General features: G+C 71.2%; 16 protein-coding genes and 3 tRNA genes. 11 read left to right on the plus strand and 8 right to left on the minus strand.

Annotated elements, in window-relative coordinates; genetic code table 11:
* Positions 1 to 187: 187 nt before the first annotated feature.
* Both ABZX61_RS25485 and ABZX61_RS25490 read left to right on the plus strand, forming a co-directional pair.
* Positions 188 to 1813 carry an ABC-F family ATP-binding cassette domain-containing protein gene (locus tag ABZX61_RS25485; RefSeq protein ID WP_355198229.1) on the plus strand — a complete coding sequence of 542 codons (1626 nt, stop codon included), beginning with the start codon at positions 188 to 190 and terminating at the stop codon, positions 1811 to 1813.
* Positions 1806 to 3515 carry an ABC-F family ATP-binding cassette domain-containing protein gene (locus ABZX61_RS25490; RefSeq protein WP_355198231.1) on the plus strand — a complete coding sequence of 570 codons (1710 nt, stop codon included), beginning with the start codon at positions 1806 to 1808 and terminating at the stop codon, positions 3513 to 3515. The genes ABZX61_RS25485 and ABZX61_RS25490 overlap by 8 nt, the downstream gene beginning before the upstream one ends.
* Before the next feature lie 37 nt (positions 3516 to 3552).
* Here ABZX61_RS25490 and ABZX61_RS25495 read toward each other — a convergent pair whose 3' ends face one another.
* From ABZX61_RS25495 to ABZX61_RS25515, 5 genes are all read right to left on the minus strand, one after another.
* Positions 3553 to 4365, minus strand: a complete 813-nt coding sequence (locus ABZX61_RS25495) for an LLM class flavin-dependent oxidoreductase (protein WP_355198233.1) — start codon at positions 4363 to 4365, stop codon at positions 3553 to 3555.
* Between the two features lie 534 nt (positions 4366 to 4899).
* A tRNA-Val gene (locus ABZX61_RS25500) sits at positions 4900 to 4974 on the minus strand.
* A 1-nt stretch (position 4975) separates the two neighbouring features.
* A tRNA-Cys gene (locus tag ABZX61_RS25505) sits at positions 4976 to 5049 on the minus strand.
* Between the two features lie 16 nt (positions 5050 to 5065).
* Positions 5066 to 5137 (minus strand) — tRNA-Gly (locus ABZX61_RS25510).
* Between the two features lie 65 nt (positions 5138 to 5202).
* Positions 5203 to 5838: an ACT domain-containing protein gene (locus tag ABZX61_RS25515; protein WP_355198235.1), complete on the minus strand. Its 636-nt coding sequence runs from the start codon at positions 5836 to 5838 to the stop codon at positions 5203 to 5205.
* A gap of 240 nt (positions 5839 to 6078) precedes the next feature.
* Between ABZX61_RS25515 and dusB the strand changes: the two genes are divergently transcribed.
* Complete coding sequence (gene dusB / locus ABZX61_RS25520) at positions 6079 to 7191, plus strand: tRNA dihydrouridine synthase DusB (RefSeq protein ID WP_355198237.1); 1113 nt, start codon at positions 6079 to 6081, stop codon at positions 7189 to 7191.
* 21 nt (positions 7192 to 7212) lie between these two features.
* Here dusB and ABZX61_RS25525 read toward each other — a convergent pair whose 3' ends face one another.
* Complete coding sequence (locus ABZX61_RS25525; RefSeq protein WP_355198239.1) at positions 7213 to 7992, minus strand: phytanoyl-CoA dioxygenase family protein; 780 nt, start codon at positions 7990 to 7992, stop codon at positions 7213 to 7215.
* Between the two features lie 56 nt (positions 7993 to 8048).
* Here ABZX61_RS25525 and ABZX61_RS25530 point away from each other — a divergent pair, with 56 nt between their 5' ends.
* Positions 8049 to 8945: a helix-turn-helix domain-containing protein gene (locus tag ABZX61_RS25530; protein ID WP_355198241.1), complete on the plus strand. Its 897-nt coding sequence runs from the start codon at positions 8049 to 8051 to the stop codon at positions 8943 to 8945.
* 16 nt (positions 8946 to 8961) lie between these two features.
* Here the strand turns inward: ABZX61_RS25530 and ABZX61_RS25535 are convergent, their stop codons facing one another.
* The gene (locus tag ABZX61_RS25535) at positions 8962 to 10116 is read right to left on the minus strand and encodes an ROK family protein (protein ID WP_355198243.1); all 1155 of its coding nucleotides are present in this window, start codon (positions 10114 to 10116) and stop codon (positions 8962 to 8964) included.
* Between the two features lie 166 nt (positions 10117 to 10282).
* On the opposite strand from ABZX61_RS25535, the gene ABZX61_RS25540 reads away from it, so the two are divergent.
* From ABZX61_RS25540 to ABZX61_RS25570, 7 genes are read left to right on the plus strand one after another with little or no spacing between them, the layout of a single operon-like run.
* A complete protein-coding gene (locus tag ABZX61_RS25540; RefSeq protein ID WP_355198245.1) occupies positions 10283 to 11584 on the plus strand; it encodes a glycoside hydrolase family 36 protein in 1302 nt (433 codons plus the stop codon).
* Positions 11581 to 12507, plus strand: a complete 927-nt coding sequence (locus tag ABZX61_RS25545; protein WP_355198247.1) for a sugar ABC transporter permease — start codon at positions 11581 to 11583, stop codon at positions 12505 to 12507. Before ABZX61_RS25540 ends, ABZX61_RS25545 begins: the two co-directional genes overlap by 4 nt.
* A gap of 6 nt (positions 12508 to 12513) precedes the next feature.
* Positions 12514 to 13323, plus strand: coding sequence for a carbohydrate ABC transporter permease (locus tag ABZX61_RS25550; protein ID WP_355198249.1), 810 nt, complete (start codon positions 12514 to 12516; stop codon positions 13321 to 13323).
* A gap of 14 nt (positions 13324 to 13337) precedes the next feature.
* On the plus strand, positions 13338 to 14642 hold the full coding sequence (locus ABZX61_RS25555) for a sugar ABC transporter substrate-binding protein (protein ID WP_350727051.1): 1305 nt from the start codon (positions 13338 to 13340) through the stop codon (positions 14640 to 14642).
* Positions 14643 to 14650: 8 nt separating this feature from the next.
* The gene (locus ABZX61_RS25560; protein WP_355198252.1) at positions 14651 to 16195 is read left to right on the plus strand and encodes an alkaline phosphatase D family protein; all 1545 of its coding nucleotides are present in this window, start codon (positions 14651 to 14653) and stop codon (positions 16193 to 16195) included.
* Positions 16196 to 16205: 10 nt separating this feature from the next.
* The gene (locus ABZX61_RS25565) at positions 16206 to 18155 is read left to right on the plus strand and encodes an NPCBM/NEW2 domain-containing protein (protein ID WP_355198254.1); all 1950 of its coding nucleotides are present in this window, start codon (positions 16206 to 16208) and stop codon (positions 18153 to 18155) included.
* 17 nt (positions 18156 to 18172) lie between these two features.
* A complete protein-coding gene (locus ABZX61_RS25570; protein WP_355198582.1) occupies positions 18173 to 19762 on the plus strand; it encodes a beta-N-acetylhexosaminidase in 1590 nt (529 codons plus the stop codon).
* Positions 19763 to 19800: 38 nt separating this feature from the next.
* Here ABZX61_RS25570 and ABZX61_RS25575 read toward each other — a convergent pair whose 3' ends face one another.
* On the minus strand, positions 19801 to 20310 hold the full coding sequence (locus ABZX61_RS25575) for a DUF2087 domain-containing protein (protein ID WP_355198256.1): 510 nt from the start codon (positions 20308 to 20310) through the stop codon (positions 19801 to 19803).
* Between the last annotated feature and the right edge of the window lie 10 nt (positions 20311 to 20320).

Here is a 20320-nt window from a genome sequence, read left to right on the forward strand (position 1 = left end):
GTGATCAGAAGCTAGGAGACCAGACGTGGCAGGTGACGACGACATCTCCGGGTGATACCGGAGATTGACCGGCCCCGGCAGGCGCACATGACCGCCGCCGATGTGGCCCTCGTCGTCATTCCCCAACCCCTGTCCCCATTACCGGGCGGCTTCGGCGCGCCCGCGTTCTCTCACGAGGTCTTCTCGCATGTCCGACGCGTTCATCATCTGCTCCAGCCTGTCCTTCTCCTGGCCTGACGACACGCCCGTCTTCAGCGACCTGTCCTTCACCGTGGGCGGCGGCCGTACGGGCCTCGTCGCCCCCAACGGCGCGGGCAAGAGCACGCTGCTCAAGCTGATCGCCGGCGAGTACCGGCCCGGAGGCGGGAGCGTGTCCGTCGGCGGGCTGCTCGGTTACCTGCCGCAGAGCCTGCCCCTCACCGGCGACCTGACCGTGGCCGAGGTCCTCGGCATCGCCCCGGTGATCGCCGCACTGGACGCCATCGAGTCGGGCGACGCCGGTGAGGAGCACTTCACCACGATCGGCAACGACTGGGACATCGAGGAGCGCACCCGCGCCCAGCTCGACCGGCTCGGGCTCGGCGATCTCGTGTTCGACCGCACGCTGCGGACGCTGAGCGGCGGCCAGGTCGTCTCGCTCGGCCTGGCCGCGCAACTGCTCAGGCGGCCCGACGTCCTGCTGCTCGACGAGCCGACGAACAACCTCGACCTCGCCGCCCGCCGCCGGCTCTACGACGTGCTCGGCGACTGGAACGGCTGCCTGCTCGTGGTCAGCCACGACCGGGCCCTGCTCGACCGGATGGACCGCATCGCCGAGCTCGACCGGGGCGAGGTGCGCTTCTACGGCGGTGACTTCACCGCGTACGAGGAGGCCGTACGCGCCGAGCAGGAGGCCGCCGAGCGGAGCGTGCGCAGCGCCGAGCAGGAGCTCAAGCGCGAGAAGCGGGAGATGCAACAGGCCCGCGAGCGCGCCGACCGCCGGGCGAGCAACGCCGCCCGCAACCTCAAGAGCGCCGGGCTGCCGCGCATCTTCGCCGGGAACATGAAGCGGGGCGCCCAGGAGTCGGCCGGGCGGGCGGGCCAGATGCACGCCGCCCGCGTCAGCGACGCCAAGGCCAGGCTCGACGAGGCCGGGCGGGCGCTGCGCGACGACCAGAAGATCACGCTGGAGCTGCCGGGTACGAACGTGCCCGCCGGGCGCACGGTGTTCCACGGCGAGCACCTGCAGACCCGTGGCCTGTTCGCCGAGCCGGGTGTCGACCTGACGGTCCGCGGGCCCGAACGCATCGCGCTGACCGGCCCCAACGGCGCGGGCAAGTCGACCCTGCTACGCCTGATCAGCGGCGACCTGGCGCCCGACGGCGGCACGACCAGGCGGGCCGACGGCCGGGTCGCCTACCTGTCGCAGCGGCTCGACCTGCTCGACGTCGAGCGCACCGTGGCCGAGAACCTGGCCGCGTTCGCCCCCCGCATGCCGGAGGCGGAGCGGATGAACCTGCTCGCCCGCTTCCTGTTCCGCGGCGCCCGCGCGCACCTGCCGGTGGGCGTGCTGTCGGGCGGCGAGCGGCTGCGCGCCACGCTGGCCTGCGTGCTCTGCGCCGATCCGGCTCCGCAGCTCCTGCTGCTCGACGAGCCCACCAACAACCTCGACCTGGTCAGCGTGGGGCAGCTGGAAAGCGCGCTCGGCTCGTACGAGGGGGCGTTCGTGGTGGTCAGCCACGATGAGCGGTTCCTGGCGGAGATCGGGGTGGAGCGCCGGCTGGAGCTGTCCGGCGGCCGGCTGCTGGAGACCGGAGGGCCCGCCGGTGAGTGACGCGCTGCTCGCCCGCGACCTCGTACGGACGCTGGGCACGCGGCGCGTGCTCGACGGCGTCACCCTCACCGCCGCCCCCGGCCGCCGGATCGGGCTGATCGGCGAGAACGGCGCGGGCAAGTCCACCCTGCTGCGGCTGCTGGCGGGGGTGGACCAGCCCGACTCCGGCGCCGTCGTCCGCCCCGCCGACCTCGGCTTCCTGCACCAGGAGCTGCCGTTCGACGGCGATGCAACGGTCGCCGAGGTGCTCGACGACGCCCTGCGCGAGGCGCGCGCCGACCTGGCCGAGCTCGACCGGCTCACCCGGGAGCTCGCCGGGGCCCCGGATGACGCCGCTCTACTCGAAGCGTACGGGGCACGGCTCGACCAGGCGCAACAGCGCGAGTCCTGGGACGCCGAACGGCGCGCGGAGATCGTCCTCGACCGGCTCGGCCTGGGTGGCGTGCCGCGTTCCCGCGCGCTCGCGTCACTGTCGGGCGGGCAGCGCGGGCGGCTCGCCCTGGCGGCGCTGCTCATCAGGCGGCCCGCGGCACTCCTGCTGGACGAGCCCACCAACCACCTGGACGACGCCGCCGCGGTGTTCGTGGAGGAGCAGCTGCGCGGCATGTCCGGGGTCGTGGTCGTGGCCAGCCACGACCGGGCGTTCCTGGACGCGGTCTGCACGGACCTGATCGACCTCGACCCCGCGGTGGACGGGCCCGTCCGGTACGGGGGCGGGTACGGCGCGTACCTGGCCGAGAAGCGGGCCGAGCGGGAGCGTTGGGCGCAGCGGCACGTGGAGGAGCAGGCCGAGCTCGGTGAGCTGCGCCGGTCCGTCGCGGTGACGGCGCGGCGGGTGGCGCTGGACGGGCTGCGGCGCGACAACGAGAAGATGGGGTACGGGCACCGCGGTGGGCGCGTGCAGAGTCAGATCTCGCGCAGGGTACGCAACGCCGCCCGGCGGCTGGCCGAGCTGGAACGCGACCAGGTCCCCGCCCCACCGGCGCCACTCCGCTTCCACCCTCCGGCCCTGGCCTCCCACGCGCCGGACGACGCCACTCCCGCCCTGAGCACCCCCGCGCCCGAGGACGCCGCCCCCGACGCGCCGGAGCACGCCGCTCTCGACGTGCCGGAGAACGTCGCTCCCCACGCGCCCCTGCTGTCGTTGCGGGACGTGCGGGTGCCGGGACGGCTCGCGATCGACCGGCTCGACGTGTCGCCAGGGGAGCGCCTGCTGGTCACCGGGCCCAACGGGGCGGGCAAGTCGACACTCCTGGCAGTACTGGCCGGGCGGCTCGACGCTGAGGGCGAGGTGCGGCGGCGGCGCGGCCTGACCGTCGGGCTGCTGGCCCAGGACACCGTGTTCGAGCGGCCGGACCGCACGGTGCGGGAGACGTACCAGCTGGCACTGGGAGCGGAGCGCGCCGAGGCCGTGCCGCTGCGCTCCCTCGGCCTGATCGGCCGGCGGGACGTGGACCTGCGGGTGGGCGAGCTGTCCCTCGGCCAGCGCCGGCGGCTCGCGCTGGCGCTGCTGGTGGCGGACCCGCCGGAGGTGCTCCTGCTCGACGAGCCCACCAACCACCTCTCGCCCCGCCTCTCCGACGAACTGGAGGAGGCGATGGGCTCGGCGGGACCCGGCGCGATAGTGATCGCCAGCCACGACCGGTGGTTGCGGGCACGCTGGCAGGGCCGTCACCTCCGGCTTCACCACCGTGACAGGTGACGCCGGCACCGGGCTGGAGGTGCGAATGACAAAGGCCTCAGCCCACGTGCGGCGGCCCCGCCTTGACGCGCTCCACGAGTTGCTCCATGGAGCCCCGATATCCGTGGAGGTGCTCCAGCCACCAGGTAGCGCCCGCGTCGGCGTAAGCCTTGACCGAGGAGCCAGGCTCGCTGACCCCGATGATCGCCACGTCGAAACCCGCGGCTGAAGGCCGGTGCCGGAGGACCTCTCCGACCTGAACGGCGAGCGAGTCCGGCGACAGCGTCATGCGGCACTCCTGGTCGTCACCACCGACGATCCACCCGTCCCAGCGAGCGGCCCGGCGAAGAGCGCCCGGAGCCGAGCCGCCGACCCACACCGGGACCCGGGGGCGCTGGAGTGGCAACGGCGACAGGCGTACCCCGTCGACCGTGTAGTGGGCGCCCCGGTGGTGCACCTCGGCGCCGGACCAGAGCGAGGAGATGACCTCCAGCGCCTCGTCGAGCACGTTCCCACCGGGCCGCGACGAGCCGAACGCGGTGAACTCGGCGGTCACTCCGCCCAGCCCGGCACCCAGGATCGCCCGGCCGCCGCTCAGCCGATCGAAAGTGGCCACGGTGTGAGCCAGCGTTTCCGGACGGTGCCGGGCCACGGCGGTCACCGCAGTGCCCAACCGGACACGGGAGGTTTCCTGGGCCGCGGCGGCCAGCACCACCCACGGGTCGGCCGATGGCGTCCCCCAGGCGAAGGCAAGGTGATCCCACACCACCACGGCATCCCATCCGGCGGCCTCGGCCTCCCGAGCCAGATGAACCAAGCGCGATGGCTCTGCGAGCTCACCGAGGATCGCGATGTCGATGCCGTAACGCATAGGCCCACCCAAGCACTCGGCACCGACGTTTCAGGACGACGTTGAGGGCGGGAGTCCGTTGCCGAGGAGGCTCGGCAGGGCTGCCGGTCAGGGCGTCGGATCTTGATCGACCTGAGCTGCGACGTCAGGTGTAACCGGCTCAGGAGGGCCGTTCTCGACGCTCACCGCCTCAACGGTGAATTCGTCGTAGTCCCTGGGACGGACGGGCGGAAGCGTTCGCGGCTGGGCCGATCTGATCAGGGAGGTATCGAAGCCGTCGGGCCATGCGTTACCTCCTCATGGCGCTTCGGAGCACTTGCTCAGTTCGTTCTCGCCCTGTTCGACAAGGTCACGGAACTTGCACGGGCGCTCGTGCCACGGGATGACGGCAACGGCGAAGCCGTCGAAGGTGAGGGCCTCAAGCTCGCTCCGGCCGATCAACAGAGCGTCGAGTCGGCAGCGAGCTGAGCGGGATGGAAGGACTCGAGAACCGAGAACAACAAGAAGCCCCAGACTCTCGGCATGTGCCGTGAGCTGGGGCTTCAACTCTTGAACTGGTGGACGATACTGGGATTGAACCAGTGACCTCTTCCGTGTCAGGGAAGCGCTCTCCCGCTGAGCTAATCGTCCGTGGAGGTGGCGACGGGATTTGAACCCGTGTGGACGGCTTTGCAGGCCGCTGCCTCGCCTCTCGGCCACGCCACCGAGTCGAATCTCTCCGAGCGGAAGACGGGATTCGAACCCGCGACCCTCACCTTGGCAAGGTGATGCTCTACCACTGAGCCACTTCCGCGTTGCTGCATCGACAACTCTAGCGCGTTCGCCGACCGGATGGTTACGCGTAGCGGTGGAGTGCGCCTATTTGCGGAGCTGGCGGGCCACGCTCCGCTCGGTGGCGGGCAGGCTGAGGAAGATCTCCAGGATGCGGGTGAGACGGTGGACCTCGATGCGGTGGAAGGCGGGGCCTTCCGAGCGGGCCAGGAGGAGGGAGAGGGCCAGGGGCGGCAGCGGGGCGTGGATGACGTGCAGCCCCTCCTCCAGGGTGACGGCCGTCGGGCGGGACGGGGTCTCCTCCGGGACGATCAGGTCTTTCGGGGCGCGCCAGCTGGCGTACAGGACGCGCCGCTCGGCGGTCGTGGCGGCCCAGTCGGCGCTGAACAGGACCGGGAGCGAGTCGACGAGCGTGGTGAGCGCGCGGTCGCCCGCCGTGGTGATGTACTTGAGAATCTCCAGCTCAGGATATGTGCCCGGGGCCTCCCGCGTGGTCCAGATGCCCTCGACCGCCACGCCCTCCACCGTCTCCAGGCTCTTGACCAGCGACTGCCTGGGCGTGCTCTCCGCGCAGAAGACCGTGATGTCGTCAACGGCCTGGCCGGCGCCCCGGTCGAGCACGGTCACCTGGGTGATGTCGGCCCCCGACGCCCCCAGGACCTTGGTCACCTGTGCGAGCGAACCCGGCTTGTCGGGCAGCGCCACCCGTACGCGAAGAAGCATCCGTCCTCTCTCCGCTCAAGATGCGAATAACAACGTCTCTGATCAGCTTAGCCATCCTGTGTCAGACATACCCGGCTGGGATCGTTGCCCATCTGGGCGGGGAGGCGTGGGCGCTCACCCTGAGTGACCATGAGATTACCAGGCTTTGGCCTGTGCGGGTAGAACGTATGAGCGATGCCGAGTGGCAACGTGACGTTTACGAATACCGGTTACGACCTGACCTGCGCTACAACTGACGGAGTGAAGATTGGGCCGATTGGGGTTTGGCCGCCCGTGGTGCTGGCGCCGATGGCGGGCATCACGAACGCGCCGTTCCGGGTGCTGTGCAGGGAGCAGGGCGCGGGCCTGTTCGTCTGCGAGATGATCACGACGCGCGCGCTGGTCGAGCGTAACCCGAAGACGCTGCGGATGATCAGGTTCGCGGAGTCGGAGCGGCCCAGGAGCATCCAGCTGTACGGGGTGGATCCCGACATCGTGGGGCGAGCGGTCAAGATGATCGCCGAGGAGGACCTGGCCGATCACGTCGACCTGAACTTCGGCTGCCCGGTGCCCAAGGTGACCAGGCGCGGGGGCGGGTCCGCGCTGCCGTACAAGAGGAATCTGCTGCGGCGGATCCTGCGGGAGGCGGTGGCCAACGCGGGGTCGTTGCCCGTCACGATGAAGATGCGCAAGGGGATCGACGACGATCACCTGACGTATCTCGACGCGGGGCGGATCGCGGCCGAGGAGGGCGTCGCGGCGATCGCGCTGCACGCCCGCACGGCCAAGCAGCATTACGGGGGAGTGGCCGACTGGGAGGCCATCTCCCGGCTGAAGGAGGCCGTGCCGGAGATCCCCGTGCTGGGCAACGGCGACATCTGGTGCGCCGACGACGCCCTGCGCATGGTGGCGCGCACCGGGTGCGACGGCGTGGTGGTCGGGCGGGGCTGCCTGGGGCGGCCGTGGCTGTTCAAGGACCTGGAGAACGCGTTCAACGGCAGCCCCGAGCGGGCCCGGCCCACGCTCGGCGAGGTCGCCGAGGTGATGGCCAGGCACGCCGAAGGGCTGACCGAGTGCTTCGACATCGAGCGGTACGCGGTCGCCGACTTCCGCAAGCATGTCGGGTGGTATCTGAAGGGGTTCACGGTCGGGAGCGAGCTGCGGCGGGAGCTGGCCACGGCCGAGTCGCTCGACGGGCTGCGCGAGGGGCTGGCGAAGCTGGAGCACGACCAGCCGTGGCCGCCGAACACGGACACGCCTCGGGGGAAGTCGGGGGAGCGGACCAAGGTGCTGCTGCCGGACGGGTGGCTGGACGACCCCTGGGACTGCGTGATGCCCGACGGCGACGCGGAGTCCGACATCTCCGGCGGTTGACCTCTTCCGCGGGTACGCGGCTCAGTGGGGGCCGGTGATCTCGGTGCCGCAGGGGCCGCCGCCCACGGACGTCTCCAGCCGGACAGGCTCGCCCGACATCGTGAGCGTCGGGTAGTACTCGGCGATCCGCTCGGCCGAGCGGCCCACGTAATGGCAGATGAAGCTGCGCCTGAAGCGGTCGGCCGTGCTGTTCGGCTCCGAGCCGTGCACCAGGCTGCCGTTGAAGAACAGCACGTCCCCGGGCTCCATGTCCACCGGCACCTTCGTCAGGCCGGGCGGCGGCGGCACGTACTCCCTGGTGAAGGAGATGTCCTGGTCCGCCTCCTCCGGGCAGAACAGGTCCATGAGGTGTGTCCCCGGCACGACCTCGAGGCCGCCGTTGGCCCGGTCCACCTTGTCGAGCGCCACCCATGCGGCCACGCACGTGCCCGGCTCGACCCGGAGGTAGAAGTTGTCCTGGTGCAGCGCCTGGCCCCTGGCGCCCGGCGGCTTGAAGTAGAACATGCTCTGGGCTGCTATCGGCTCCTCTCCTAGGATGTCGCGGAGAATCGCGGCGATGCGCGTGTCGAGCAGATACCGCAGGGCCAGGTCGTTCACCTGGTGAGGGTGCATGATCCGCGGGTAGTCACGGAGGATGTCGTACGGCCGGCCGGGTTCCTGCGGCTGCGGCGCGAAGTGACCCGGGATCGGCCCCTTGGCGTGCAGCGCCATGAACGCGTCGCGCAGCTCGGCCACCTCTTCCGGGGCGAGGAGACCGGGCGCCAGCAAGTACCCCTGATCGTGGAAGTCGTTGAGCCTCATGTTTCCCACGCTAGAGACCGGGATCGTGGAACGGTATGCCTGTGACCGCTGAGGACATGTCTGTTCCTGCTGCCGAGCTGACGATCGTCGGCCACTACGACAATGCGCCCGGGTACGCCACCCGCCGTCCCGCCGGGTCGCCGAGCTGGCTGCTGCTGTGGACGGAGGCGGGGGCGGGGTTCGTGGCGCAGGGCGGGGCGTCGTTCGAGGTCCGGGCGGGGGACCTGGCGGTGCTCGGGTCCGGGGTGTCGCAGCACTACCGGGTGCTGCCGGGCGCGGAGCGGTGGCGGTTCTGGTGGGTGCACTTCCAGCCCCGGCCCTCCTGGGCGGCCTGGCTGGGGCCGTTCGCCCGGGGTGACGGGTGCCATCTGGTCGGGGGCGTGCCGGTGGGCGTGCGCGGGCGGATGGGGCTGGCGTTCGAGCGCGCGCTCCAGGACGCCCGGTGGGTGCCGGCCGCGCCCCTGCCCGACGTGTACCCGCCCGTGGCGGCTTCCGCCGAGGCGCGGCTGCCCGCCGTCGTCCTGTCGGGGCCGGTGCGCGAGCTGGTGCTGGGGGCCGTGGAGGAGGCGATCGTCCTGGCCACCGCCTCCGCCCGGCCCGAGGGGGCGCGGCGGCCGGACGAGGGCGACGAGCGGGTACGCCGGGCGCTCGCGCTCATCGCCGCCGAGCCCGGAGCGGCGCACTCGGTCGCCTCGCTCGCGCGTGCCGTCGCGCTCTCGCCGTCCCGCTTCGCCCACCTGTTCGCCGCCGAGACCGGGCGCAGCCCGATGCAGGCGGTCCGCGAGGCGCGGGTACGGCACGCCGCGAGCCTGCTGGAGGTGACGGACCTGGACGTGGGGCAGGTGGCGGCGGCGTCCGGCTTCGTCAGCCCCTTCCACTTCAGCCGGGCCTTCAGCCGCGAGTACGGCCTCCCACCCCGCGACTACCGCGCCCGCCGCCGCCCGCCCTCCTGACCCACGCCGGCAGGCGTCAGCGGGTGAACGGGAGGGGGCCTCTGTCGGGGGTGAAGAGCTGGTCGTCGAGGTGGTCGACCGCGTAGTCGATGGCCCCCACCACCACGCACTCGTCCCCCAGTGTCGACGCCCGCACCTCCGGCATCCGCATGCACGTACGCTCCAACCGCTCCCGCAGCCGCCCCAGCAGCACGTCGGAGGAGCGGGAGAAGCCGCCGCCCAGCACCACCATCTGCGGGTCCAGGATGAGCACCATCGCGGCCGTGCCCACCGCAAGGTCGTCCACGTACCGCTCGACGGCGGCGAGCGCCACCGGGTCCCCGTTGCGGGCGGCGGCCAGCGTCCAGCCGGCCGCGTCCTCGGGCGGCGTGCCCTCGGGGAGGGACGGGCAGGTGTTGAGGTGCTCGGCGGGGTCGTACCAGCGGGCCTCGGGCAGCATGGAGATCTCCCCGGCCGCCGCCCCGAACCCCCTGTGCACCTTCCCGCCGATGATCAACCCGGCTCCCATGCGCCGGCCGACGTGCATGAACACCACGTCCCTGGCGCCCTTGGCCACCCCGCGCCGGGTCTCGGCCATGGCGGCCAGGCGGCTGTCGTTCTCGATGAGGATCTGGCAGGGGAACATCTCGCGCATCTTGCCCGCGAGGTCGAGGTCGCGCCAGGCGGGCACGGCGGCCGAGTAGATGACGCGCCCCTCGGCGTCGATCACGCCGACCGTGCCGACCGAGATCATCCACAGGTCGGAGACCGACGTACGGCTGAGCGCCAGGCAGCCGGAGACGGCGCGTTCGATCGCCGCCAGGCGCTCTTCGATCGGGTCGTCGGGCAACACCGGCTGGCGGGTCTCGGCCAGGATCTCGCCGTCCAGGTCGGACAGGGCGGCGCGGATGTTGTGACCCCCTATGTCCACCCCGACCAGGTAGCCGCTGTCGGCGCGGAAGCGGTAGCGGCGGGCCGGCCGGCCCATCGTGCCGGGGCTCGGCGGCACCTCCTCCACCCAGCCCAGCCCCATGAGCTCGTCGGTGACCTCCTTCATGGACGGCCGGGACAGGCCGGTGCGCTCGGCGAGCGCCGACAGGGTGAGCGGCCCCGCCCTGCGCAGCTCCCGGATGGCCGTCAGCGAGTTGAGCTGCCGCAGCCGGGACAGGTCGCCGCCGCGAACGTCCGCCATCGCCGTCCTTAAGTAGGTCTCCTCTGTAACCAGAGATTATGCCAGCGATTGACGGCTGTACGCGCCGCCTCCACCTCCTGTTATTACGGCAAAAATCCGTCATTGACCCCGCCGGAGCGCCGGTGCTACTAATGAAGCGCTCCTTCGTAAGTCGAGAGGATTGAGGATGTCGTTCGAAGACATCGGCGAGATCAGGTGCGGCCCTGGCGAGGCGCGGGTGTTCGAGCACGGCTGGCAGTCGTGGAGCCCCACCGGCGCGTACCGCCTGACGGACGCCCCGCCCCGGCCCGCCGACGAGACCATCCAGATCCTCGCCTACCGCCCCGAGACCCCCATACCTCAGGGGGTGTTCCAGGGCGAAGGGCTGCTGGCCGTCGAGCCGGGCGACGGCTCCGTCGAGCTCTGGTCCGCGCCGAGCCCCCTCCAGGTGCCCTCGATCAGGGCGCGTGAAGAGGGCGGCCGCCTGGTGATCTCCGCCGACGGCCCGGTACGCCACCACCGCGCCGAAGGCGGCCTGGACCAGGCCCTGCGCGACTGGGCGGACACGATGGCAGAAAAGCGAACGTTCCCGGCCGTCCCGCCCATGTGGTGCACCTGGTACGGCTACTGGGACAAGGTCACCGACGCCGACGTCATCGAGAACCTCCAGAGCTCCGAACGCCTCGGCCTGGGCGCCGACATGTTCCTCGTCGACGACGGCTACGAGGCCGAGATCGGCGACTGGCTGGAGGGGCGGCCGGAGTTCGGCTCGCTGGCGCGGGCCGTGGACGCCGTCACGGGCGCCGGGCGGCGGGCCGGGATCTGGACCGCGCCGTTCCTCGTCGGCCACCGCAGCCGGATCTTCCGCGAGCACCCCGACTGGCTGGTCAGGGACGCGTACGCCGGGCGCATGTGGGACCAGGAGCTGGCCGTGCTCGACGTCACCAACCCGGAGGCGGCCGAGCATCTCGTGAACGTCTTCCGCACGTTCAGCGCCATGGGCATCAGCCACTTCAAGCTCGACTTCATCTACGCGGGAGCCCTCGCGGGCGGGCGGCACGAGGACCTCGACCCGATCGCCGCGTACCGGCGGGGCCTGGAGCTGATCCGCCGGGGCGCGGGCGCGGACGCCACCCTGCACGGGTGCGGCGCGCCCATGCTGCCCAGCATCGGCCTGGTCGACGTCATGCGGGTGAGCCCGGACATCGCGCCGACCCTGCAGCCCAAGTCCGGCGACATCAGCCAGCCGTCCCAGCTCGGCGCCCGGCTCACCGGCGCGGCCCGCGAGTTCCTGCACGCCCGCTGGTGGGTGAACGACCCCGACTGCATCATCCTGCGCCCCGAGGTGGAGGCGCGGGAGGAGTGGGCCGCGCACATCGCCGGCACGGGCGGACTGCGCGGGTCGAGCGACCCGATCGCGGCGCTGGACGACTGGGGCCTGGAGACGACCAGGCGCCTCATGGTCCCGACGGCGACGGACCCCTCGTGACCACCCACATCGCGCGGAGCAGCCTGGTGGCGGACGTCAAAGTGGCCAAGAGGCGGGGGAGCGGCTGGCACGCCTACCTCTTCGTCGCCCCCAGCCTCTTCGGGGTGATCGCGTTCCTCCTGCTGCCGATGCTCATCGTGCTCGTCCTCAGCCTCTTCGACTGGGAGCTGCTCTCGTCCCCCGAGTTCGTCGGGCTGGACAACTACCGCCGCCTGGCGGGGGACGGGCAGGCGTGGCACTCGCTCGGGGTGACGGTCGCGTACGTGCTGCTGTGCATCCCGCTCCAGACCGTGCTCGCCCTGGCCCTCGCCATGCTGCTCAACCAGCGCGTCAAGGGCGTCAGGTTCTACCGCTCGCTCTTCGTGGTCCCCTGGATGGCCACGCCCATCGTCCTCGCCCTGATCTGGAACTGGATCTTCGACCCCCGCGAAGGCGCCATCAACAGCGCGCTCGCGCTGGTCGGCGTCACCGGCCCCGACTGGCTGTCCGACCCCGCGTGGGCGCTGCCCGCCGTCGCGCTGGTCAGCGTCTGGCAGTACACCGGCTACAACATGCTGTTCTTCCTGGCCGGCCTGCAGGGCATCCCGAAGGAGCTGCACGACGCGGCCGAGACCGACGGCGCGACCCCGGCCCAGCGGTTCTGGCGGGTCACGCTGCCGCTGCTCAACCCCACGATGTTCTTCGTCAGCGTGACGAACCTGATCGGCGCCTTCCAGGTGTTCGACACGGTGTTCGCGATGACGGACGGCGGCCCCAGCCACACCACCGAGGTGCTGAACTTCCGGATCTACCAGACCGCGTTCAAGGAGTTCGACTTCGGCTACGCGGCCACGCTGTCGACGCTGCTCTTCCTGATCATCCTCCTGGTGACGATGGCGCAGGTCAGGTTCTTCGGCAAGCGCACCACCTACGACCTGAGCTGAGAGACCATGGCCAAGCGAATCCTCCTGTACGCCGCGCTCGCCATCGGTGCGTTCGTCTCCGTTTTCCCGTACCTGCTCGTGGTCCTGACCGCGTTCAAGACGCAGGGGCAGCTCAGCGAGACGGCCCCGTGGCTGCCGGGGCTGCCGCCGACCACGGACAACCTGGCGAAGATGCTGGCCGGCGACTTCCCCCGCTACCTGCTCAACACGGCCGTGATGACGGCGCTGCTGACGGCCGGGCAGCTGGTGTTCACCACGTTCGCGGCGTACGCGTTCGCGCGGCTCCGGTTCAGGGGCAGGGACGCGCTGTTCTGGCTGTTCGTGGCCACGATGATGGTGCCCAGCGCCGTCACCATGATCCCGCTGTTCCTGATCATGCGGCAGCTGGACCTGGTCAACACCTGGTACGGCCTGCTCGCCCCGTACGTGCTCGGCACCCCGTACGGGATCTTCCTGATGCGGCAGTTCTTCAAGACCCTGCCCGCCGGCCTGGAGGAGGCGGCGCGGATCGACGGGGCGGGCCCGCTGACGATCCTGCTGCGCGTCATGCTCCCGCTCTGCCGCCCGGCGCTCGGCACGCTGGCGATCATCACCGTGATCTCGTCCTGGAACAGCTTCCTCTGGCCGCTGATCATCACCAGCGGCGACGACACCAAGGTCATCACGGTGGCCATCGCCACGCTCAAGCAGGGCATCGGCGTCGACTACAACCTCATGATGGCCGGCAGCCTGATCGCGCTGGTCCCGATGGTGGCCATCTTCATCTTCTTCCAGAAGCACATCGTCAGATCCGTGGTCCTCACAGGTCTCAAGTAAGAAGAGGTCAGCGAATGTTGCGCAACCCCCCGATTCGCTGGGCGCTGCTCGGCGCCGCCCTGCTCGCCCTCACCTCCTGCGGCTCGGGCTCGGGCGGCGGAGGCGGGTCCGATCAGGTCACGTTGACGTACCGGCTCTGGGACGACCAGCAGAAGGTCGGCTACGAGAAGGTCATGGCGGCCTTCGAGAAGGCCAACCCCGGCATCCACGTCAACATCGAGCTGCTGCCGTACGACCAGTACTGGACGAAGCTCACCGCCGACGTCGTCGCGGGCACCGCGCCGGACGTCTTCTGGATGACCCCCACCCAGTTCCCCGAGTACGTCACCAAGGGCGTCCTGTCGCCGGTCCAGGTGGACGCGTCGAAGTACCACCAGACCGTCGTCGGCTCCTTCACCTACGAGAACAAGCTCTACGGCGTCCCGAAGGACTGGGGCATCGTCGGCCTGCTCTACAACAAGGACCTGTTCAAGCAGGCCGGCGTCGAGATGCCCGACAAGCTGACCTGGGCCAAGGACGGCACCGGCACCCTGCTCGACACCGCGCGCAAGCTCACCGTGGACGAGGCCGGCAAGCACCCCGGCGACGCGGGCTTCGACCCCGCCAAGGTCAAGACGTACGGCTTCGCCTCCTGGAACCACTACCAGACGCAGTGGATGAACTGGGTCAGCTCCAACGGCGGCAAGCTCGTCGACAAGCCCTTCGGCAAGTACGCCTTCAACGACCCGGCGTCGGTCGAGGCGCTGCAGTTCGGCGTGGACCTGGTCAACAAGCACCACGTCGCCCCGCCCGCCACCCAGACGAACCCGCCCACCGGCAAGATCACCGACATGTTCAAGGCGGGCAAGGTCGCGATGTTCCCCGCCAACAACGCGCTGCTGCCGTTCGTGGCGCCGGAGGCCACGTTCGAGATGGGCGTCGCGGCCATGCCCGAGGGGCCGCAGGGCCGCTCCGTCAACCTGAACGGACTGGCCGAGGCCGTCTACGCCAAGAGCAAGCACCCCAAGGAGGCCATGAAGCTGGCCGAATACCTCGGCACCCAGGAGCCGCAGAAGATGATGGCCGACGGCGGCTACGTCTTCCCCGCGCTCAACGGCCTCAGCCAGGGCTACGTCGACTACTGGAAGGCCAAGAAGATCGACGTCGCGCCCTTCGAGCAGGAATCCACGGGCTCGACCTTCCCGCTGCCGGTCACCACCGGCTTCACCGGCTTCGAGACCAAGCTCAACCAGATCTTCAACGAGATGTACCTCGGCAAGCTCACCCCCAAGGCCGCCGCCGACCAGGCCGTGGCCGAAGGCAACGCCACCGTCAAGTAAGGACCCCCATGATCACCCGGCGTTCACTCTTCGCCGGGGGCGCGAGCCTGGGCATTTCCGCCGCACTGGGTGCCGAACCCGTGCGCGCGGCCGTCCGGCGCGCCCCTCTCTCCGACCCCTTCCAGCTCGGCGTCGCCTCCGGCGAGCCCACGCCCGGCGGCGTGGTCCTGTGGACCCGGCTCGCCATGAACCCGGTCGCCCTCGACGGCCTCGGCGGCATGCCGGCCCGCCCAGTGCCGGTCCAGTGGCAGCTCGCCAAGGACGAGAACTTCCGGCACGTCGTACGGAGCGGCGCCGAGGTGGCCCGCACCGACGCGGCCCACAGCGTGCACGTCGAGCTCGACGGCCTCCAGCCGGGCGCCGAGTACTTCTACCGCTTCAAGGCCGAGGGCGAGCTCAGCCCCGTCGGCCGCACCCTCACCGCACCCGCCCCCGGCACCCGCAGCCGCGCCCTCAACCTGTCGTTCACCTCCTGCGCCGACTACCAGGTGGGCTGGTTCACGCCGTACCGCAGGATGGCCGAGGACCAGCCCGACCTGATCGCCTTCCTCGGCGACTACATGTACGAGTACGGCGACTACAAGTACCCGGTCCGCGACCAGGCCGGCGGCGAGTGCTTCGACCTGGCCGGATACCGGTTACGCCACGCCCAGCACAAGGCCGACCCCGAGTCGCAGCTGGCCCACGCCATCGCCCCCTGGGTCGTGGTGTGGGACGACCACGACATCGAGAACGCCTGGGCCGGCGACGTGCCCGAGCAGCCCGACCCGCCGTTCCTCGCCCGCCGGGCCGCCGCCTTCCAGGCGTACTACGAGAACATGCCGCTGCGCCGCGCCCAGAAGCCGAACGGGTCGGCGCTCAAGCTCTACCGCAGCATCCGCTGGGGCGCGGTGGCCAACCTGCACCTGCTCGACACCCGCCAGTACCGCGACCTGTACGCGTGCACCGGCAAGAGCGGCACCGTCGGCCCCGACTGCCTCGACCGCCTGGAGCCGAACCGCACGATCCTGGGCCGCGACCAGGAGGCCTGGCTGGACGGCGAGCTGAAGGGCTCGCGCGCCACCTGGGACCTGCTCGGCCAGCAGGTCTTCCTCATGGAGATGGACTGGACGAACGGCGAGGGCAAGGGCTACTCGAACGAGGGCTGGGACGGCTACGTCGCCTCCCGCAACCGCCTGACGGCCGCCATCGACACCTACAAGCGCAACGCCGTCGTGCTCACCGGCGACGTGCACAGCCACTGGGCCGGCGAGGTCAAGCGCGACTACCAGGACCCGGAGTCGAAGTCCGTGGCCGTCGAGCTGGTCACCACCTCGGTGACGAGCGCCGGCAACGGCCTGGACGAATACCCCAACACGCAGGTGCTGCTCAACGAGAACCCGCACGTGAAGTTCTTCAACGGCCGCCGGGGCTACGTGCGCACCAAGCTCACCCAGCAGGAGATGAAGGTCGACTTCCGGTCGCTGTCACGCGTCACCGAGCCGTACGCCCCCGCCTACACCTCCGGCTCCTTCGCCATCGAGCCGGGCGCCGCCCGACTCAACCCCGCCTGACAGGACTCCCATGCGCATCCTCACGGCCGCCGCCGCGGCGGCCCTCCTCGCCATGCCCTTCGTGCCGTTAGCCGGCACCTTGGCCAGCACCGCCGAAGCGGCGGCCGGCCCGCCGATGGGCTGGAGCAGCCGCTCGCTCGGCTGCTCGGTCTCCGAGTCGTCGGTACGCAAGGCCGCCGACGCCCTCGTGCCCCTCGTCCCGCTCGGCTACCGGTACGTCATCGTCGACGACTGCTGGCTGGCCGCGCAGCGCGCGGGCGGCGCCCTCGCCCCCGATGCCACCCGCTTCCCCGGCGGCGTCAAGGCCCTGGCCGACTACGTCCACGGCAAGGGCATGAAGCTGGGCCTTAGCCTGTCGGCCGGCACCAAGGCGTGCTCCGGCGGCGGTCCCGGCTCGTACAAGAGCGAGGCCGCCGACGCCGAGCAGCTCAAGGGCTGGGGCGTCGACTACGTCAAGTACGACTGGTGCAACATCCCCGCCGCCGACTTCCCCGGCCAGAACGTGCAGCAGATCGCCCAGGTCCTCTACCCCCGCATGCGCCAGGCCCTCGGCGCGGACGTCGTGTTCGCCATGAACAACGAGGACGGCAGCACCGTGCCGTGGCTCTGGGGCAAGGGCGCGGGCGCCACCACCTGGCGGACGAACGTCTACAACCGCCCCATCCCCGACACCTACGCCACGATGGTGGACATCTGGGAGACCAACCAGCTCAGGGCCGAGTACGCGGGCCCGGGCAGCTGGGCCGACCCCGACCTGATCCAGGCCGGGCGCGGCGGGATGACCGAGGCCGAGTACCGCGCCCAGTTCACCCTCTGGGCCGTCGGCGCCGCGCCGCTGATCCTGCAGGCCGACCCGGCCGCCGCGCCGCCCTCGGTCGTGGCCAACCCCAAGGTCGTCGCCGTCGACCAGGACTCTCTGGGCGTCCACGGCACGTTCGTCAAGACCGACGGCTGGTACCACGTGCTGTCCAAGCCGCTGGCCAACGGCGACCGGGCCATCGCGCTGTTCAACGAGAGCGACCGGGCGGCCACCATCGCGACCCGGCTCGGCGGCTCGCGCTACCGGGTCGAGGAGCTGTGGAGCGGCGCGGTCGCCTCGTCCAAGGGCGAGCTGTCGGCCCAGGTCCCCGCGCACGGGGCGCTGCTCTACCGGGTGAGCGAGAGCCGCGAGCAGGCGCCGCCGCTGGTGACGTTCGAGGCCGACCCGGCCGCGTTCCTCGGCGACGACCGGCCCTCGGTGCTGGAGCCGGGCAAGGCCGGCGAGATCGTCACCCGGGTCACCAACACCGGGGCCACCGCGCGGCTGCGCGACGTCGAGGTCGCGGCCCGCGTACCGGACGGGTGGCAGGTCGCCGCGCGCACGCCCGCCAGGGCGAGCCGGCTCGACGGCGGCGAGACGCTCACCGTGAAGTGGGCCGTCACCCCGCCCGCCGGCGCGACGCCGGGGAACTACGAGCTCACCTTCACCCAGGGCACCCAGACCACCGTGGCCGTCGTGACGGTCGCGACGGTGCCGGGCCCGGGGCGGACCTCCCTCAGCGACGTGGCCTGGACCACCGCCAAGAACTACTTCGGCCCGGTCGAGAAGGACACCAGCAACGGTGACAAGGCGGCCGGCGACGGCAAGCCGATCACCATCGAGGGCGTCGTCCACGCCAAGGGCCTCGGCGCCCACGCGCCCGCCGAGATCGAGTACTACCTCGCCGGGCGCTGCTCCACCGTCGAGTTCCAGGCCGGGATCGACGACGAGGTCGGCGCGGCGGGCTCGGCCGACTTCGAGGTCTGGGCCGACGGAGGCCGGGTCGCCCACTCGGGCGTGCTCACCGGCGCCATGCCCGCCCGCAAGGTCACCGCGTCCGTCGAGGGCGCCAGATATGTCCGGCTGGTCGCGACCAACGGAGGCGACAACGCGACCTCCGACCACGCCGACTTCGCCGACGCCGCCATCACCTGTAAGTAAGGAGTCTGCCGTTGTTGATCGTTCCCAAGCCCGTCAAGCACGAGCCCAGGCCAGGGGCGTTCGTTCTCGACCGCGAGACCTCGCTCGCCGCCGACCCGGCGCTCGGCGAGGTGGCCGCCTGGCTGCGCGGCGAGCTCGCCCCCGTCACCGGTGGCGAGCTGCTGCCGGGGGGCTCGGGAACGATCACCCTGGCGCTCGGCGACCTGCCGCCGGAGGCGTACCGGCTGACCGTCGGCGCCACGGTGGAGATCGTCGCGGGCGGTCCCGCCGGGGCCTTCTACGGGGCGCAGACGTTCAGGCAGCTGCTGCCGCCCGCGGCCTTCAGGAAGGCCGGGGGCGGCCCCTTCGAGGTGCCCGGCGCGTACGTCGAGGACGCGCCCAGGTTCGGGTGGCGCGGGGCCCTCCTCGACGTCGCCCGGCACTTCATGGTCAAGCGGGACGTGCTCCGCTTCATCGACCTGCTGGCCCTGCACAAGCTGAACGTCCTGCACCTGCACCTCACCGACGACCAGGGCTGGCGGGTCGAGATCCGCCGCTACCCGAGGCTGACCGAGGCCGGCTCCTGGCGCAAGGAGAGCCAGACCGGCTGGGACGGCCCCATGGACGGCCGCCCGCACGGCGGCCACTACACCCAGGACGACATCAGGGAGATCGTCGCCTACGCGGCCGCCCGGCACGTGACGGTGGTCCCCGAGATCGACCTGCCCGGCCACACCCAGGCCGCCATCGCCGCCTACCCGGAGCTGGGCAACCTGGACGCTCCCCTGGAGGTGCGCACCACCTGGGGCGTCGGCCACAACGTGGTCAACGTCGAGGACAGCACGATCAAGTTCTTCCAGAACGTGCTGGACGAGGTGCTCGACCTGTTCCCCAGCCCGTACATCGTGCTGGGCGGCGACGAGTGCCGCAAGGACCAGTGGCGGGCCAGCCCCGCGGCGCAGCGGCGCATCGCCGAGCTGGGGCTGCGGGACGAGGAGGAGCTGCAGAGCTGGTTCATCCACCAGTTCGACGCCTACCTGACGGCGCGCGGCCGCAGGCTCGTCGGCTGGGACGAGATCCTGGAGGGCGGCCTCGCGCCCGGTGCGGTGGTCGCGTCCTGGCGCGGCGAGCTGGGCGCGGTGACCGCCGCCAGGAGGGGCCACGACGTGATCAACTGCTCGAACACGAGCCTCTACCTGGACTACCGGCAGGGGCCGGGGGAGGAGGAGCCGGCCCCGTTCGGGACGGTGCTGGCGCTGGAGGACGTCTACGCCTTCGAGCCCGTGCCCGCCGACCTGCGCGGCGAACCGGCGGCCGACCGCGTGCTGGGCGCGCAGTGCTGCCTGTGGACGGAGCTGATCGACTCCGCCCGGCACGCGGACTACATGGCCTTCCCCCGGCTCACGGCCTTCTCCGAGACGGTGTGGAGCTCTCCCGAGCGCGACCTGGCCGACTTCCGCACGCGGCTGGCGGCCCACCTGCCCCGCCTGGAGGCGATCGGCGTGGAGTACCGGCACGAGGAGGGGCCGCTGCCCTGGCAGACCCGGCCAGGCGTGCCGGGCCGGCCGGAGGACCCGGAGCGCTGGCAGGCCAAACTCGACGCCTGGACCAGCAACCTGCGCCGTTAGACCTGTGCTGTCAGACCTCTGCTGTTAGACCTCTGCTGTCAGACCTCTACCGTGCCGATGTCCACGTGCCCGCCGCTGCGCCAGTAGACGTTGCCCTCCCTGGAGAGCAGCCCCTCGTCCACCAGGTAGCGGCGCAGCGCCGCGTAGTCGTCGTGGAAGGCCCGCAGCGTCACGTTGACGTCCTTCTCCGGGTAGCGCACGCCCGGCTCGAACAGCGTGGCGATGTAGCGCAGCACCACGAGCCGCTTGTCGCGGCGCATCCCCATGGTCGTCAGCCGCCCGTCCACCAGGAACGTGCGCAGCACCCGCTCATCGGCGCTCAGCGCCTGCGCCGGCTCGGCCCGCGCCCGCAGCAGCTCCCTGAACCGCTCGGGCGCGGCCCGCCACTTGCCGCTCTCGTCACACGTCGCCAGGCCGCCGCCGGCGAGCTTGTGCAGTGCCTTGGGGGACAGGCCGTCGGTCTCGCCCAGCACCAGGGAGGCGAAGGTCCGTAACGTGTCGTCCTGATAGAGCAGCCCGAGCACGCGCCTGAGTTCTTCGTCGTTCACCCCTACCATT

This window comes from Nonomuraea sp. NPDC003709 (genome assembly GCF_040610775.1).
GTDB classification, from domain to species: Bacteria; Actinomycetota; Actinomycetes; order Streptosporangiales; family Streptosporangiaceae; genus Nonomuraea; species Nonomuraea angiospora_A.

Bases quoted from the DNA above. Each gene is read 5' to 3' on its own strand.
- ABZX61_RS25560 (WP_355198252.1), top strand. From the start codon at position 14,651: ATGATCACCCGGCGTTCACTCTTCGCCGGGGGCGCGAGCCTGGGCATT.
- ABZX61_RS25530 (WP_355198241.1), top strand. From the start codon at position 8,049: ATGTCTGTTCCTGCTGCCGAGCTGACGATCGTCGGCCACTACGACAAT.
- ABZX61_RS25515 (WP_355198235.1), bottom strand. From the start codon at position 5,838: ATGCTTCTTCGCGTACGGGTGGCGCTGCCCGACAAGCCGGGTTCGCTC.
- ABZX61_RS25540 (WP_355198245.1), top strand. From the start codon at position 10,283: ATGTCGTTCGAAGACATCGGCGAGATCAGGTGCGGCCCTGGCGAGGCG.
- ABZX61_RS25495 (WP_355198233.1), bottom strand. From the start codon at position 4,365: ATGCGTTACGGCATCGACATCGCGATCCTCGGTGAGCTCGCAGAGCCA.
- ABZX61_RS25485 (WP_355198229.1), top strand. From the start codon at position 188: ATGTCCGACGCGTTCATCATCTGCTCCAGCCTGTCCTTCTCCTGGCCT.
- ABZX61_RS25535 (WP_355198243.1), bottom strand. From the start codon at position 10,116: ATGGCGGACGTTCGCGGCGGCGACCTGTCCCGGCTGCGGCAGCTCAAC.
- ABZX61_RS25565 (WP_355198254.1), top strand. From the start codon at position 16,206: ATGCGCATCCTCACGGCCGCCGCCGCGGCGGCCCTCCTCGCCATGCCC.
- ABZX61_RS25525 (WP_355198239.1), bottom strand. From the start codon at position 7,992: ATGAGGCTCAACGACTTCCACGATCAGGGGTACTTGCTGGCGCCCGGT.
- ABZX61_RS25555 (WP_350727051.1), top strand. From the start codon at position 13,338: ATGTTGCGCAACCCCCCGATTCGCTGGGCGCTGCTCGGCGCCGCCCTG.
- ABZX61_RS25550 (WP_355198249.1), top strand. From the start codon at position 12,514: ATGGCCAAGCGAATCCTCCTGTACGCCGCGCTCGCCATCGGTGCGTTC.